Genomic DNA, 14,282 nt, shown 5'->3' with positions numbered 1-14,282 from the left:
GAATGATAAATGGGCGCCCTTTATGGGCTGAGGCTGCTTTGAAATGGCTTTGATCGTACAAAAATTTGGAGGCACCTCGGTCGGCACTGTCGAGAGAATCGAGCAGGTCGCCGATAAAGTTAAGAAGTTTCGCGAAGCCGGCAACGATCTGGTGATTGTGCTTTCTGCGATGAGTGGCGAGACCAATCGCCTGATCGAACTGGCCAAACAGATCAGCGATCAGCCGTTGCCTCGTGAACTGGATGTGATTGTGTCCACTGGCGAGCAGGTGACGATTGGCTTGCTGGCGATGGCGCTGAACAAGCGTGGCGTGCCCGCGGTGTCTTACACCGGCAGCCAGGTGCGTATCCTCACCGACAGTTCGCACACCAAAGCCCGCATTCTGAAGATTGACGATGAAAAGATTCGCTCCGACCTCAGCGCCGGGCGCGTTGTCGTCGTGGCGGGCTTCCAGGGGGTTGATGAGCACGGCAACATCACGACCTTGGGGCGTGGCGGCTCTGACACCACCGGTGTGGCCTTGGCGGCAGCTTTGAAAGCTGATGAATGCCAGATCTACACCGATGTTGATGGCGTCTACACCACGGACCCACGGGTTGTGGCCAAGGCTCAGCGTCTGGAAAAGATCACCTTCGAAGAAATGCTCGAAATGGCCAGCCTTGGCTCCAAGGTGTTGCAGATTCGCGCTGTCGAGTTCGCAGGCAAGTACAACGTTCCGCTGCGCGTATTGCACAGCTTCAAAGAGGGGCCGGGCACCCTCATTACTATTGATGAAGAGGAATCCATGGAACAGCCGATCATTTCTGGCATCGCTTTCAACCGCGACGAAGCCAAGCTGACCATCCGTGGTGTGCCAGACACTCCGGGCGTGGCGTTCAAGATTCTGGGGCCTATCAGCGCGGCCAACATTGAAGTCGACATGATCGTGCAGAACGTTGCGCACGATAACACCACCGACTTCACCTTTACCGTGCACCGCAATGACTACAAGGCGGCATACCAGGTGCTCGAAAACACCGCTAAAGAGATCGGTGCGCGTGAAGTGGTGGGTGACACCAACATTGCCAAGGTTTCGATCGTCGGCGTGGGCATGCGCTCTCACGCGGGTGTTGCCAGCCGCATGTTTGAATCGTTGGCCAAAGAGAACATCAATATCCTGATGATCTCGACGTCCGAGATCAAAGTGTCAGTGGTGATCGAAGAGAAGTACCTGGAGCTGGCCGTGCGTTCCCTGCACACCGCTTTTGAATTGGATGCACCGGCCCGTCAGGGCGAGTAAGTGTTGCCAAGGGCGAGGTTGATCCGCGCCCTTTGTTTTTTTGATCTGCATGAACGCACTCCGTCATGTTGGTCAATACTTGGGGCAGCGGGCTATAGCTATTTAGCTAGTAGTCCCAAGCCCCTTTTTTTTGCAGACTGTTGTCCCTGAATTGAATAGCGTGAGGAGAAACGTATGCTGATTTTGACTCGCCGATGCGCGGAAAGCCTGATCATAGGCGATGGTGAGATTACGGTGACCGTGCTTGGGGTTAAAGGAAACCAAGTGCGTATAGGTGTGAATGCCCCCAAGGAAGTGGCTGTACACCGTGAGGAAATCTACCTGAGGATCAAGAAGGAAAAGGACGAAGAACCAAGTCTTTAATTTTATTTAAGTTTTTAGTTGCATACGGGGAAAAGGCTGGTTATTATACGCCCCGTGTTGCGGAGAGGTGGCCGAGTGGCCGAAGGCGCTCCCCTGCTAAGGGAGTACATCTCAAAAGGGTGTCGGGGGTTCGAATCCCCCCTTCTCCGCCATTATTTATGTAGCACGTTCAAATCTAGCCGGTTTCAGTAAGTTGTTGAAATTATTGAAAAAAAAGCTTGGCAGAGAGATTTAACGGTCTATAATACGCAGCTTCAAATGCACTCGTAGCTCAGCTGGATAGAGTACTCGGCTACGAACCGAGCGGTCACAGGTTCGAATCCTGTCGAGTGCACCATTTAAGAGTTAGTTGCTTCGGTAGTTAACTTTGCTTCAACCAGGGTGGTCTGGTCTAACAAACACAACTTGCACTCGTAGCTCAGCTGGATAGAGTACTCGGCTACGAACCGAGCGGTCACAGGTTCGAATCCTGTCGAGTGCACCAATTAAGAGTTAGTTGCTTCGGCGGTTAACTTTGCTTCAACCAGGGTGGTCTGGTCTAACAAACACAACTTGCACTCGTAGCTCAGCTGGATAGAGTACTCGGCTACGAACCGAGCGGTCACAGGTTCGAATCCTGTCGAGTGCACCAAACACCAAAAAGCCTGCACATTGTGCGGGCTTTTTGCTGTCTGCGATTTAAGAAATTTCGTGAGCAGCAACTGCTCTTGAATTAACCTGCCAAGGCGATGTCGGATAGATACACAGGCGTGAGAGCTGCGACTGAGTACCGAACGTTCGCAAAATGCGGTTAACCTTCGTCGGGCTTAAGCCGGCTTCACCCAACCTTCCTCTTTATCGGCGACCATGTAGGGGCATTCGCCCTCAGAACCGTTACAAATTGAGCGTTCGCGATGGGTTGCCCGTATCTCAGGCCACCGGCGAGACCCTGGGTATGTGCTCTGCCGGGTTTGGTGTTCGTCGCAATATGAGCTTTCAAGGTAAATACTAAAAACGCCTCGCAAGCATCTGTTAACGCCGAGATTTTTAGCGTCTTTAATTTTTAAGCCGTGTATGATTGCGCCCGTCAGCCCCGCCGGGGCTTGTGGAATACCTCCATGGACTTACCCAGTAGTTACTTAGCATCCTGTTTTTCCAATCATGAATTGACTGATTGATCCTTCCGGCGTGCCCTGCTGCTGGGAGTGGAGCTCGCCTATGACCGAAGTTGAAGTAAAGAAAACCCAAGACAGCCTGCAAAGCCGTCTTGCTCAAGTAATTGAACTGCTCAACCGCCAGCGTGTGGTCGAAGATCTGACTCATCGTCAGGAAGGCCATCACCATGACCGGGTTGAAAACCTGGTTCATCGGCAAAATCTTGTTGAACTCCAGCGCAAGCTCGAAGACTTGCACTCCGCGGACGTTGCCTACATCCTGGAAGCTTTGCCCCTGGACGACCGTTTAACGGTCTGGCAGCTGGTCAAGGCTGACCGTGATGGCGACATCCTGCTTGAAGTTTCTGACTCCGTACGTGAAACCCTGATCGCCGACATGGACGATCACGAGCTCCTGGCAGCAGCCAAGGAGATGGACGCTGACGAACTCGCTGACCTGGCTCCCGAGCTGCCGCGAGACGTTGTCCATGAGCTGATGGAGACCCTCGATGCCCAGCAGCGTGAGCGTGTTCGCTCCGCGCTGTCGTATAACGAGAACCAGGTCGGCGCCTTAATGGACTTCGAGATGGTGACAATCCGCGAGGATGTCAGCCTTGAAGTGGTATTGCGCTACCTGCGCCGGCTCAAAGAGTTGCCGGGCCATACCGATAAGCTGTTTGTGGTCGATTATGACGGCGTGCTCAAAGGCGTGCTGCCGATCAAGCGTTTGCTGGTTAATGATCCCGAAAAGCAAGTGGTCGATGTGATGGCCAGCGACCCGGTGAGTTTCCAGCCAGATGAAGACGCCTACGATGCTGCGCAAGCCTTCGAGCGTTATGACTTGATCTCTGCCCCGGTGGTCGACAAGAACGGCAAGCTGATCGGCCGTCTGACCATCGATGAAATGGTCGATTTGATTCGTGAGGAAAGCGAAAGCGAAGTCCTCAATATGGCGGGTTTGCGCGAAGAAGAAGACATCTTTGCGTCAGTCTGGAAGTCGCTGCGTAACCGTTGGGCCTGGTTGGCGGTCAATCTGGTGACGGCGTTCATCGCCTCGCGCGTTATCGGGCTGTTTGAAGGTTCCATTGAAAAGCTGGTGGCGCTGGCCGCGCTGATGCCCATTGTGGCGGGTATTGGCGGCAACTCCGGCAACCAGACCATCACCATGATCGTACGGGCCATGGCGCTTGATCAGGTCAACACCGGCAGCACTTCGCGTTTGATGCGCAAGGAGCTGGCCGTGGGCCTGATTAACGGTCTGGTGTGGGGCGGTGTGATTGGCGTAGTGGCCTATATGCTGTATGGCAGTTGGTCGCTTGGGATCGTGATGACGGCCGCAATGACCCTTAACCTGTTGCTGGCTGCGCTTATGGGTGTACTGATCCCCATGACGCTGGCCAAATTGGGGCGTGACCCGGCCATGGGCGCCAGTGTCATGATTACCGCCATGACAGACAGTGGCGGGTTCTTTATCTTCCTTGGGTTGGCAACGATCTTCCTGCTTTGATCCGCCCCAGGCGTAAATGACGTCCATAAAAAAAGCCAGCTGAGCTGGCTTTTTTTATGGCAGGTAGATCAGGATGCTTTGGCGGCTGCTTCAGCATCGTGAGCGATCAGAGCTACCAGTGCATTTTGTTGACGGTGCGAAAGCTGGCGAAAGCGTTGCAGCAATTCGCGTTCATGCAGGGAAAGCTCTGGGCTGTCCAGGCGCATGCTCAGATCATCACCCAGGGATCCTTCCTGAATAAGACTTTGCTCCAGTCGAGCAATGATTTCTGAGTTCATGCTGCGGTGATGTTCGCGAGCCACTTCGGCAATACGCTCGCGCATTCCGTCTGGCAGGCGTACGACGAACTTGTCAGCCGTACGGCTTGAGTAAATTGCCTGTTTCAATGGGCGCATTATAGTTAACCGGTTAGTTCAGGGGAGCGGTTCTCGGAATTGGCCGCGGGATGGCACTTATGACCATCCTTTTGACCAAATGTTCAACCTGAATTGTTAAGAGGCGCGCATCATGCCTCAAATCCGCCACTTCCCTGGCGTCAATTCTGTGACAAATATTGAACCGGATACAGGCTTTATGCCAGTAGCCATGATCAAAATGTGCGCTGAATTGAGGCATACCGCTACATTTTTCTTTAAAAAATATCCGTTCGGATAGATTTGCACGACATCATGTGCTTGAAAGTCATTACTCGGCCCCTTACCTGTAGACATCAATGAGGTTGGGCGCAGTTATACGGGCGGTCAAGCCCCCGGAGATCCAAAGCATGTCAGGCAAACTTATTTATTTGATGGGCCCCTCGGGCTCCGGCAAGGATAGCCTGATTGACGCGGTTCGGCCTTATCTGGCGCGCCGCGGATGTGAAGTCATTCAACGTGTCATCACCCGCTCCCCGGAGGCTTTGGGGGAGGAGGCGCGTGGTGTCTCTGTCGAAGAGTTTCAGGTGCTCAAGGCTCAGGGTGCGTTTGCCCTGCATTGGCAAGCCAATGGGCTGGAATATGGCATTCCCGTGCAGATTGATGAGTGGTTGAGAGCGGGTCGCCATGTACTGGTCAACGGGTCTCGGGGGCACTTAAAGCATGCGCGGGAACGTTACCCTGACTTGTTGCCCATTATGTTGCGAGTTGAAACCCCGGTCTTGCAGCAGCGCTTATTGGCGCGTGGTCGTGAGACGAGAGAAGAGATCTTCGCCCGGCTTGAGCGAAATCGATCGTTTCTTGAGACTACGCAGGCGATACACGGTGAGCGTATTCACCTGCTGGACAACTCGGCAGCCTTGTCGAGTGCGGTGCAACGACTCCTGGCCATCATCGATGAGGGCATAAAAACAGGCTCAGCGTAACTGCGGGTCGAACTTGATCCTGCGCCCGATGATTCGCGCCATCAGCCAGCTTGCAAAAAATACCACTGCCGCGATTAAAGGCGCATTGCCAAACGCTCCCTGAGTGACCACATCAAGGGCCAGGCTGAACAACGCCATCATCAACAATCCAAAAGCAATTTTTGACATGAGTATTTACGCTCTTTTTAAAATGCCCAGCGCTCGTCTTGGCTGTTCTGAATGGCAGCAGCCTGTTCGGCGGCCAGTTGCGGCGATATCTGGGTATTGCCTGACATAACGGCGCGTTGGGGCAGGACCTTCAGAGGTTTCTCGTAAGTGCCAGCCACATCGGCTGTCTGCTCGGTCTGGGTCGCCACGGGTTGAAAGTGAAAAACCACCAGCACGACTAGAGCAACGGCGTTTAATAGAATCAGGGTGCTATTCATGGCTGCCACCTCTGAGGGCATGGACGGAATACTGTTAATAGAGCAGTCTTCGTGCCAACTTGAATTCTCGATAAAATCCTTTAAATACAGCGTGTTACGGTAATTTTTAGGGGGTCTTGGATTGCAAATTGCAATGATGGCATTTGGCTGTAGTGCAAATTGCACGATGTGAGTGATGCGTGATTTATTGTTCGTATCGATATTGGCTGCAGAGTGTTCAGGCAGGGGACCCTGTCGCGCAGCGCCTGACAGTTAAAAAGCCCAAGGACGACATGACAAATTAAGGGATGCCCGTTACCATGCACGCCGTTATTTGTCTCAGTAGCTCAATTGGATAGAGCATCCCCCTCCTAAGGGGAAGGTTGCAGGTTCTTATCAGGACAAAAATCTGCTGCACATTGGAGAGAGAGCATCAGCCCCTGCTGCTGGGGGAGCTCAGCCTAGTTCCGTCAGGATCTGTCTGAGTTTGCTGCGCATTGGTGAGCATTGCCGCTCATCTTGTTTTTGAAGCAAATGTGAAGGAAAATTCTGCTGTCGTGTCCTCTTAGTTCAACGGATAGAACGAGCCCCTCCTAAGGGCTAGGTGCAGGTTCGATTCCTGCAGGGGACATATCCTCGCTTCAGTAGCTAGCTGTTTTTTATGGTTTTTCTTAGATAAGAGCCATCCCCTCCGACGGCTTGGCCAAGCCGGCCCGTGATTTATTTTTTTGCGTAATGACACGATTCGCCGTCTAGCCGAATTGCCTAAAGCCTCTCCTTAACTCGCCTCTCGTCAGATCCCTGGTTCCTGAAAATGAGCATTTGCTCGACTCCTTGGATACAGTTGATTGACATGCTCGCGTTAGAGGTTGCCTCAAGATTCGTTAAGCCAGTGAGCCAACCCATGCCGGGCGCGTATGACCGGTAGTGGCTAGTTGTAGGTGATCGAAAATGCGACGCTCCTTCACGCCTATCGATTGACCTGCTGCTCCTGGCTCAAAATCCGCTTCCAGTGACGATTGACAACGCTAGGGGAGAAACCCAATTCCTGAGCGATCTGCGCTTGTGTCATACCTTCCGCCTTGAGCTTCCTGACGGCCTCGAGGTTTTCAATTTTCTGAGGTTTTCCACGCGTACGCTGAATCAGCGCTCCATCCGCGAATTGCTCTGCTAGCAGCCCTATACCCCCCTCAGCTTCAAATGCTCGAAGCTGCTCTAGTGCCTCTTCTATGAGGCGAGGGTAGGACGTTCCAAGGCGTGCAGACATGCACAAAGCCATCAGGGCAAGCGGATCAATCTCGAGTGCTTCAGCCAAGCTTTCAAATTTTTCGAGCGTAATACTCGTTTCTCCACGCTCGAGAGCGCTGATTTTCGATCTCGCGCTGGCGTCAGATAGCTTTTCATACCGAAAGCGGCGATTCAGCCTAAGAGCCCTTAGGGCGCCGGCTAGGGCAATTTTGAGGTGCATGGGTTGGCCAAAAGTCAGGATATAGCCATACCACAGGGTTTCCGATAAACATCAATATGAGGTATTATTGTATATGTGATGGCAACTCCACTCCCGCTTCCTAAGGTCAAAGCCTCCATTTGGGGGGAGTTGGTAGCGACACGGGTCTGACAATTTATGAAAAATTCAGTGATCGGGGAGGTGGACGTGGATAGTCCCATTCAAGACGGTCTGCTGGGCGATCCCGGTGTCAGCCTGATGGGTTCTGACCTGGGTCTCGAAGCCGTGATGGCTGCAGCCAGAAAGCGCTACAAATGGATGCCCCTCTGCGCCGTAGAAGAATGGACAATCCTCGACGCCATCGTCACCGACGAAGAGCGAGCAAAAGTAACCGCTGCAGGCTGCCAGCCAATGTTTATGTTTGCCCACAAAGTCGTGGAGGATGAGCAGCGCCGTTTCGAGCCTGGTCATTGGGTGCGCTCAAGTATGGGTACGACCTTCGAAGAGGGCTTCCTGTTTGCCACACGCAACTCCGTCTACGTCTTGCTCGGGCCAGGCCATCGTAAGTCTGCTTCTATCGAAGCGATATTTTCCCTTTTCTGATTACCCACCGGTTCTGCTGGGCAACTGACGTGCTCCAGCAGCTTGAGGCGACACATGTTCAGAACCTTAGACAACGACCTGATAGGCGTCCCAGGAATGTTCGGGGAAGGCGTGTCCCATTGGCGCGGAGTCTCAAGGCTGCTCCGAACGCCTTGGTATCACTTAACCCTTAGCGTCGAAAACGAGGGTCGGCTCAGCGAGTGCGCGGTGATGATTGACGACACCCACCAGCTTCAAAAAATGTTGGTAAGCCAAGGTGCGGATTTAGCTATCACCGAGATTATGGCTGTGACGCCATCTTGGATGAATAAGTCCGGAGGCTGGCAGATGGAGCGGTTAACTAGAGTAACCGTAGGTGAGGACAGGTCTGGTTCTGAGGTTTGCTTGCTGGAAGTGGCTAAGGGGGCGGTGTATCACACCTCACACCAGCGAGACTTCAAGATTGAAGCGCTGGCCAACCTGAGGCCCGTCTTTCTCTCAAGCATGATTCGATCAGCCTGAAATTTACCAGTAATCCCCCACGATACCAGCGCGCCTGGTTGCGTGTGCAATTCTTGATAACTCCATACAGACCGCAACCGGAGCCCAACGATGCTGGACACACTAGATGTGAATTTTCACGGCAAACGCCATACAGATTTTGATCTGAAGCGAATTATAAGGGCTCAAGAGCAGGGCTTCGACATACCGGTCACTGCGTACCTTTGCGGAGTATCCATCAGGGCGCGCGCAGGTATTGGTGTGGTTTTTGGCCACAAGCGAAAAGACCAGTACGGTCGATTCGGCGATGGTCATCTGATTCGTACTTCAGACGTCTTGAAGGTCGAACGCGAGGGTAAGTTCTGGGTGATGACTACCGAGAACTCCCGCTACGTGCTTGCCACGTTTCAGCGGGGTAATGGTCGTTCGAGCCTGCATGAGTTCCTGCGGTTGTCACGAACGCTCCACCCAACCCCACGGATTTTACAGTGATTTGGAAGGGGCTATTTGCAAAAAATGTCTTTTTGTCTGACCTTGTAAGTAGCTCCTCTAAGGCTAAAAGCTCGAATCACCATTTTATGAAATGATCCTCTTGGTGAATGTAAATTCTGATCTTCTCGAAGACCCTTGTTTGTATGGTATTGTCACCTCGGTCATTCGGTTAACGCACAAGCGCTTCGATGAATGGCAACTGTTCGCTGGACAACCCTATGAAGAAATACATCCTTATCTTGGCATTGTCTGGATCGTATTTCTTACTAATCCAGACGCGCCCGCCGCTATCACACCTATTCGTTTAATATTTTATCAATGGCAGTTGTTTCATCGACAGGAATAACACCTCGAGATGCTCCATTGCCTGTCGACGACCTATGGTTATATTCAGCTCGCTGGGAGGCTATTTTCTGCTCCGTAATTGCACAGTCAGCATCCGAAATACTTTGAGATCTAATGATTTTAAGCGGTTCACTATCGATTTCGTTCGTGCCCTTTTCAAAGTACATTGCCAAATCGGCGTACCACAAAATTTCCCTTGCCAAAACCCATCGGTAGTGATTATAGATAGAGCTGCTTTCAATGAGATTAAAGCCGGTGTACCGATTTTGCGGCTGTGCACCGATTTGCCTGCGGTTTGATATATTTAAAACTTCTGAGCTAGTCGATAGGAGCCGTATCTTGGGATTTCCGCCATCCGGGGGCGACACGCCAGGCCTTGGGCTTGGATTGAAGGCCCACGCTTCAGTGATCACCTCCCCGGTCTCTTGATGGTTGGTCACGTGCGCGGCCAGTCCCCCACCGAGCGAGTTACCAGTTACAACAACCTTGTCTCCGAATAACTCTCGATGGGAGTTTCTATATTCAACAGCTTTTTTAACATACTCCCGAGCTGGCTTGTTCTGCAGTTGCCAAACAGAAAAGTTCTGAAAAAAGTAGTCTATAAATAATTGATCGGAGCCCCGAAACGCAATAATCATCTCGTTTTGGCCGGTCATTTGATTTCGATAGTTAAACGTCTCGGCTTGAAAACCATTCCACTGATCTTCGGTTAACTCTGGTATGGATTTCAAATACCCTAGTGTACCAAAGTTGTAAGGATTTTTAACGTCATCGTGCTGGAGTGTCAGTGTGGCTGCCAGCGCGTAAACATAACCGTCCTTCGCAAGCTTAAGTTTTCGTGCGGTTTCCCCGCTTGGGTTGCGTGGCGGTGTCTGGTATGCATCTACCATATCTAGGTAGCGAGAGCTGCACCATGCGTAGCCTTCGATCTTACCCCCGAATTTTGGGAAAGGTGAATATTTGAACCCACTACATCCGCTGATCGCAATCAGCATAAAAGAAGCGCATGTATAAGTAATTTTTTGTTTGAGATTCATCGCATGCCCTCTGAATTTCTCATGAGTGTAGTCAGCAAACGAAAGCTAGAGATCTTGATTAAAAAATGCATACGTTATGCCAGCGAGACTAACGCCCCCGACGAGCGGAAACAATGCTATCCATTCAATCACTTTAAGGCTGGCTTTAAGGCTTTTTGAACCCTACAAAAAATCACGGTATCAAGGCACCTGCCTCAGGATAAAACTGTCGCCGCAAGAAAATACGTTTACGCCTGATTGAGGCTGAGGCCTCTTAAACACAGGATGAATAATATTCAGCCGCCTTCGCGCACTCCCTTTAACACCGATGAATGAATCACGGGTAGCCTAGCAAGGCTTCGCCCGTGTCGTGGAAAACATCATGGCCGCAGGGGGGGCTTCGAGAGACTCTTTAGGATCGATATGCGGCTGAAGACGCACATGTTGGGATCAAGAGCTGTGCTTCACTCCATACGTCACCCAGTCGAAGAATTCTTTATCTTTATTTGTATAAGTTATGCTGTGAGGGAATTCGTAAGGTTTACTGTCGAGGTCGCGAATTTTAAGGGTTACTTCACCCTTCTGCCAGTTGAAAAATATGTGCCTAAGCTGTTTTGTACCTGACTTGTCTGTTACACAAGTGTCGATCTCATATGGGTGTCTCACCGACCATCTATCTGTTGCACTTAAAAATAGGTGTGCTACTCCAGTATAGATTTCTACCATTTCGAGTGATGGAACTTCGTAGCTATGCTCGGTAACATTTCTAAGCTTGTTGAATTTCTCCAATACGCTTGGCGAGGGTAGGCCGCATTTAAGTATATAGTCCGAAAGAAGATGGAAGTTTTTAACACGAGTTAATGAGATGCAACCGAAACCTAGGCATACATCTTCCATTCGTAGATGAAGTGCTCTTTTAGCGTTTGCTAATGCATTAATGAGATTTCTTGACTCCGTTCCATCAGCCAGATCCATTCGAGCGTATTCCAAATAGTCTTCGGCAGAAGGTGTTTCACGGCAGCTGTAGCTAGACCAGTTATAGGTGACGTCATCGGAGTCAACATCTTTCGGTTCAAACATATACTTAACATCATCATTGGTAGGGGGTACTAAGCTAGCATGGCCGTGAAGCCTAGTAAAAAGGAGTCAGTCCGACGAAGTAGGTTTCTGTTCTTGGTCGATGTATTGTAAGACAGCGCGCTCATGTGCAGCGCCGGGAGAAATGGATGACGTCGGCATTGCAGGATTTCCAGCAATTCGTTCATTGGCTTCACCGCCCAGACAGCGGAGCTTCCGACGACGCTCGTCGATTCGCCAATATGGTGTCGGAGAATTTCCCTGCCGTCGCAGCAAGCTCCAGGCAGCGCAGCCAACGATCCTCTGTGTTGAGCGAATTTGCACGCTTATCCCTCACTGCAACGTCCCCTGATGAGCCAGTGCCCCAGGCCGCCGAGGCCAGAGCAGGATGGGCTTTTCGTAAGCTGCATCATCTTACAGTGGGGCCATTTCGAGGGTTCAGACAACCTGAGCCATTCGAGCTGCAAAAACGGATTGTCATGTTTTACGGCCCGAATGGCAGCGGAAAAACCAGCCTGTGTGAGGCGTTGGAGTTTGCCTTGCTCGGGGCTGTGGACGAGGGGGACATCAAACGGATTGCAGCTGACCGTTATCTTGCCAACTCGCACGAGGGCCGTTTTGCCCGGCCAGTATTACTCGCAACCGATTTTGATGGTCGGCATAGACCTGTGATGGCGGACGCAGACACGTACCGCATCTGCTTCGTCGAGAAGAATCGAATAGACGCATTCTCTCGCATAGCTGCAAAGCCTGCAGGGCAGAAAACCGAGCTGATAGCCGCTCTCTTTGGTATAGATCAGTTCAATGATTTCGTTGGGCACTTCAATGATTCTATGGAGGGTCAACTAACGTTGGTGGCTGTGAAAAACCAGGAGCTCGTGGCCAAGCAAGCGACGTTGAATCAAGATAATGCGACCGTTGCGGACGAGGGCGCTGCATTAATCCGACATGCTCAGGCAGAGCAGAACTACGCCAATGCCTACAGCCAAGGAATGACCTATGCGCAGCTTTTGGCTGCCATAGGCAGCGCAGAGTATCCAGGGCGCTTGCAGGAACTCGAGCAGGCGATCAACCAGCCAGCCCCTACAATATTCGGCGTGAGTGCTACCGCTCTCATCAATGCCTACAGCGCATCGGAAACGGCGCAAAAGGCTCTAAATGATCTTGAAGGTCAGCTAGCAAAGCGCAGTAACGACATCTCATTTCAGGATCTATATACAGCTGTCCTAGGTCTTCAACAGGTCGTTGGCGATCAATGTCCTGCCTGTGATACCCCGCTTGCTGGCGACTATCAGGCTCTCCACAATCCGTATCAAAAGGCCAACGATGGCCTAGCAGGTTTGAGGGAGCTGGCTGAGCTGCAAGCACGTCAGCGGACTGCAATTGCTGCACGAAACGCCGCGTCGGAAGCATTGCGGATATTTCTAGCTACCTTCGCGCAACGTGTAGGAGCAACGATTCAGAGTCCATTACCTGTGCAACGCTATCTTGCGGATCCAGGTGTCGATGCTCAGCGGGCGTGGTGGGTGGATGGTTTCCAACCTGATGAAACAGGCAAATCGTTAGCCCAGAGAGCAGTTGATTTGGCAACCGAACTCGAAGCGCGTGACGTCGCATCTCGAGTGATCCTGGATAATCGCCAAGATTTAATCGACGAGCGCGACGGGCTTAATCAGGCTCGCATCGGTGTAACTACATTAGCTTCCAATCGCCTGCAAACCTTGCAAGCTGTCACAGATGCCAGAGCTAGAATCGTGGCGTTCGCTGCTGACAACGCACCGCTTATCCAACAGGTTGCTGAGGAGGTGGAAGCGATTGCTCGCGATACACGTATACGCAACGCCTACGACCAGTTTTTAAGTCTCTTGCGCCGTTACCGTACCGAACTGCCAGGTACTTTAATGGCCGGCCTGAATGCCCTGACGTTGGAGCTTTACAACGAGTTCAATGTGCGCGATTTGGACGCAGACAAGCTGTCAGCCCTGTACCTACCAGTGACAGGGGAGGGACGTATCGAGTTGAGCTTTCGTGGCACACCTGCTGCCCGCATCGACGCACTACAGATTCTCAGTGAAGGTCATGTGAGATGCCTGGGCCTTTCCATTTTGTTGGCAAAGTGTCTGAGTATCAGAGCTCCCGTAATCGTATTCGACGATGCCATTAACGCTATTGATCACGAACACCGCCAGGGCATAAGAGAGACGATATTTGAAAGCGACCGTTTCACGGGTACGCAAATCATCGTGACCTGCCACAGCAACGAATTCATCAAGGACATCCAGAACCACGTCGCGCCAGAACACTGGGCTGCTTATGCATTCAGGCATCACAGTGGAAACTACCATCCTCGCGTCCTAGGAAATGCGATGACGCAGTCCTACCTGCTCAATGCCCGTGCGGCTGTTGAGCGAGGTGATGATAGGGCGGCGTTGGGCGCGTCGCGACAAGCGTTGGAAATGCTGACCAGCAAAGTGTGGGGTTGGTTGGGGCGTTGTGAGCAAGGCATGCTGACTTTGAAAATCGCAGGCTCCGGAGCAGAGCCTGGGCTTCGTAATCTCTGCGAGGGTATTAGAGCGAAGCTGAGGGGGGCGCCGAATTTTGAACACGCAGACAAAGCACCTATTATCCAAGCCCTAGACCATATCTTGGGTATACCTGAACAGTCCTTGGTTTGGTTGTATCTGAACAAGGGGACTCACGAGGAAGCTAACCGTGAGGACTTCGACGTAGGTGTAGTCGAATTGGTGGTACAGACGCTTGAAACGCTGAACGCATTGCAGCTACGAGCCAGGTAACG

At 51.8% G+C, this 14,282-nt stretch carries 14 protein-coding genes and 6 tRNA genes; 14 read left to right on the top strand and 6 right to left on the bottom strand.

What is annotated here, in order from left to right; all coding sequences use genetic code 11:
• Window positions 1–43: 43 nt before the first annotated feature.
• The 7 genes from FJD38_RS10015 (at window position 44) to mgtE (ending at window position 4,282) form a co-directional block, all read left to right on the top strand.
• On the top strand, window positions 44–1,279 hold the full coding sequence (locus FJD38_RS10015; protein ID WP_146385164.1) for an aspartate kinase: 1,236 nt from the start codon (window positions 44–46) through the stop codon (window positions 1,277–1,279).
• 174 nt (window positions 1,280–1,453) lie between these two features.
• Entirely contained in the window at window positions 1,454–1,642 is a 189-nt protein-coding gene (gene csrA, locus FJD38_RS10010; RefSeq protein WP_003175645.1) for a carbon storage regulator CsrA, read from the top strand.
• Window positions 1,643–1,703: 61 nt separating this feature from the next.
• Window positions 1,704–1,794: transfer RNA gene (locus tag FJD38_RS10005), tRNA-Ser, on the top strand.
• 108 nt (window positions 1,795–1,902) lie between these two features.
• Window positions 1,903–1,979 (top strand) — tRNA-Arg (locus FJD38_RS10000).
• A 70-nt stretch (window positions 1,980–2,049) separates the two neighbouring features.
• Window positions 2,050–2,126: transfer RNA gene (locus FJD38_RS09995), tRNA-Arg, on the top strand.
• 70 nt (window positions 2,127–2,196) lie between these two features.
• Window positions 2,197–2,273: transfer RNA gene (locus FJD38_RS09990), tRNA-Arg, on the top strand.
• A 566-nt stretch (window positions 2,274–2,839) separates the two neighbouring features.
• Window positions 2,840–4,282: a magnesium transporter gene (mgtE, locus tag FJD38_RS09985; protein WP_146385162.1), complete on the top strand. Its 1,443-nt coding sequence runs from the start codon at window positions 2,840–2,842 to the stop codon at window positions 4,280–4,282.
• A gap of 68 nt (window positions 4,283–4,350) precedes the next feature.
• Here mgtE and FJD38_RS09980 read toward each other — a convergent pair whose 3' ends face one another.
• On the bottom strand, window positions 4,351–4,677 hold the full coding sequence (locus tag FJD38_RS09980; protein WP_122783389.1) for an Arc family DNA-binding protein: 327 nt from the start codon (window positions 4,675–4,677) through the stop codon (window positions 4,351–4,353).
• A 368-nt stretch (window positions 4,678–5,045) separates the two neighbouring features.
• On the opposite strand from FJD38_RS09980, the gene phnN reads away from it, so the two are divergent.
• Entirely contained in the window at window positions 5,046–5,621 is a 576-nt protein-coding gene (gene phnN, locus FJD38_RS09975; RefSeq protein WP_146385160.1) for a phosphonate metabolism protein/1,5-bisphosphokinase (PRPP-forming) PhnN, read from the top strand.
• Here the strand turns inward: phnN and FJD38_RS24530 are convergent.
• Together FJD38_RS24530 and FJD38_RS09970 are read right to left on the bottom strand one after the other, a co-directional pair.
• Window positions 5,613–5,789 carry a PA3371 family protein gene (locus FJD38_RS24530; RefSeq protein ID WP_167654263.1) on the bottom strand — a complete coding sequence of 59 codons (177 nt, stop codon included), beginning with the start codon at window positions 5,787–5,789 and terminating at the stop codon, window positions 5,613–5,615. The genes phnN and FJD38_RS24530 overlap by 9 nt on opposite strands.
• 17 nt (window positions 5,790–5,806) lie before the next feature.
• Window positions 5,807–6,046, bottom strand: coding sequence for a hypothetical protein (locus FJD38_RS09970; protein ID WP_122783387.1), 240 nt, complete (start codon window positions 6,044–6,046; stop codon window positions 5,807–5,809).
• Between the two features lie 323 nt (window positions 6,047–6,369).
• Here FJD38_RS09970 and FJD38_RS24450 point away from each other — a divergent pair.
• Together FJD38_RS24450 and FJD38_RS09965 are read left to right on the top strand one after the other, a co-directional pair.
• Window positions 6,370–6,442, top strand: a tRNA-Arg gene (locus FJD38_RS24450).
• Window positions 6,443–6,584: 142 nt separating this feature from the next.
• A tRNA-Arg gene (locus FJD38_RS09965) sits at window positions 6,585–6,656 on the top strand.
• A 339-nt stretch (window positions 6,657–6,995) separates the two neighbouring features.
• Here FJD38_RS09965 and FJD38_RS09960 read toward each other — a convergent pair.
• Window positions 6,996–7,493: a helix-turn-helix domain-containing protein gene (locus tag FJD38_RS09960; protein WP_146385159.1), complete on the bottom strand. Its 498-nt coding sequence runs from the start codon at window positions 7,491–7,493 to the stop codon at window positions 6,996–6,998.
• Window positions 7,494–7,679: 186 nt separating this feature from the next.
• On the opposite strand from FJD38_RS09960, the gene FJD38_RS09955 reads away from it, so the two are divergent.
• From FJD38_RS09955 to FJD38_RS09945, 3 genes are all read left to right on the top strand, one after another.
• Entirely contained in the window at window positions 7,680–8,075 is a 396-nt protein-coding gene (locus FJD38_RS09955; RefSeq protein ID WP_167654262.1) for a DUF6957 family protein, read from the top strand.
• A 210-nt stretch (window positions 8,076–8,285) separates the two neighbouring features.
• Window positions 8,286–8,576 (top strand): hypothetical protein, encoded by a 291-nt coding sequence (locus FJD38_RS09950; protein ID WP_223816899.1) that lies wholly within the window; start codon window positions 8,286–8,288, stop codon window positions 8,574–8,576.
• A gap of 90 nt (window positions 8,577–8,666) precedes the next feature.
• Window positions 8,667–9,047 carry a hypothetical protein gene (locus tag FJD38_RS09945; RefSeq protein WP_146385155.1) on the top strand — a complete coding sequence of 127 codons (381 nt, stop codon included), beginning with the start codon at window positions 8,667–8,669 and terminating at the stop codon, window positions 9,045–9,047.
• 296 nt (window positions 9,048–9,343) lie between these two features.
• Here the strand turns inward: FJD38_RS09945 and FJD38_RS09940 are convergent, their stop codons facing one another.
• Together FJD38_RS09940 and FJD38_RS09935 are read right to left on the bottom strand one after the other, a co-directional pair.
• Window positions 9,344–10,429 carry a Tle-like phospholipase domain-containing protein gene (locus FJD38_RS09940; protein WP_146385153.1) on the bottom strand — a complete coding sequence of 362 codons (1,086 nt, stop codon included), beginning with the start codon at window positions 10,427–10,429 and terminating at the stop codon, window positions 9,344–9,346.
• Between the two features lie 429 nt (window positions 10,430–10,858).
• Window positions 10,859–11,488: a hypothetical protein gene (locus tag FJD38_RS09935; protein WP_146385151.1), complete on the bottom strand. Its 630-nt coding sequence runs from the start codon at window positions 11,486–11,488 to the stop codon at window positions 10,859–10,861.
• A 146-nt stretch (window positions 11,489–11,634) separates the two neighbouring features.
• Here FJD38_RS09935 and FJD38_RS09930 point away from each other — a divergent pair, with 146 nt between their 5' ends.
• Window positions 11,635–14,280 (top strand): AAA family ATPase, encoded by a 2,646-nt coding sequence (locus FJD38_RS09930; RefSeq protein ID WP_146385149.1) that lies wholly within the window; start codon window positions 11,635–11,637, stop codon window positions 14,278–14,280.
• The last annotated feature ends 2 nt before the right edge of the window (window positions 14,281–14,282 follow it).

It is taken from the genome of Pseudomonas saxonica (assembly GCF_007858365.1).
Taxonomy (GTDB): domain Bacteria; phylum Pseudomonadota; class Gammaproteobacteria; order Pseudomonadales; family Pseudomonadaceae; genus Aquipseudomonas; species Aquipseudomonas saxonica.
The sequence above is the reverse complement of the archived record's forward strand: the minus strand, read 5'-3'. Positions and strand labels throughout refer to the sequence as shown.

Excerpts from the sequence above, each read along its gene's own strand:
- FJD38_RS09950 (WP_223816899.1), top strand. The coding sequence starts at position 8,286 with ATGATTGACGACACCCACCAGCTTCAAAAAATGTTGGTAAGCCAAGGT.
- FJD38_RS09960 (WP_146385159.1), bottom strand. The coding sequence starts at position 7,493 with ATGCACCTCAAAATTGCCCTAGCCGGCGCCCTAAGGGCTCTTAGGCTG.
- FJD38_RS24530 (WP_167654263.1), bottom strand. The coding sequence starts at position 5,789 with ATGTCAAAAATTGCTTTTGGATTGTTGATGATGGCGTTGTTCAGCCTG.
- FJD38_RS10015 (WP_146385164.1), top strand. The coding sequence starts at position 44 with ATGGCTTTGATCGTACAAAAATTTGGAGGCACCTCGGTCGGCACTGTC.
- FJD38_RS09940 (WP_146385153.1), bottom strand. The coding sequence starts at position 10,429 with ATGAATCTCAAACAAAAAATTACTTATACATGCGCTTCTTTTATGCTG.
- FJD38_RS09970 (WP_122783387.1), bottom strand. The coding sequence starts at position 6,046 with ATGAATAGCACCCTGATTCTATTAAACGCCGTTGCTCTAGTCGTGCTG.
- mgtE (WP_146385162.1), top strand. The coding sequence starts at position 2,840 with ATGACCGAAGTTGAAGTAAAGAAAACCCAAGACAGCCTGCAAAGCCGT.
- FJD38_RS09945 (WP_146385155.1), top strand. The coding sequence starts at position 8,667 with ATGCTGGACACACTAGATGTGAATTTTCACGGCAAACGCCATACAGAT.
- FJD38_RS09930 (WP_146385149.1), top strand. The coding sequence starts at position 11,635 with ATGACGTCGGCATTGCAGGATTTCCAGCAATTCGTTCATTGGCTTCAC.
- phnN (WP_146385160.1), top strand. The coding sequence starts at position 5,046 with ATGTCAGGCAAACTTATTTATTTGATGGGCCCCTCGGGCTCCGGCAAG.
- FJD38_RS09935 (WP_146385151.1), bottom strand. The coding sequence starts at position 11,488 with ATGTTTGAACCGAAAGATGTTGACTCCGATGACGTCACCTATAACTGG.
- FJD38_RS09980 (WP_122783389.1), bottom strand. The coding sequence starts at position 4,677 with ATGCGCCCATTGAAACAGGCAATTTACTCAAGCCGTACGGCTGACAAG.
- csrA (WP_003175645.1), top strand. The coding sequence starts at position 1,454 with ATGCTGATTTTGACTCGCCGATGCGCGGAAAGCCTGATCATAGGCGAT.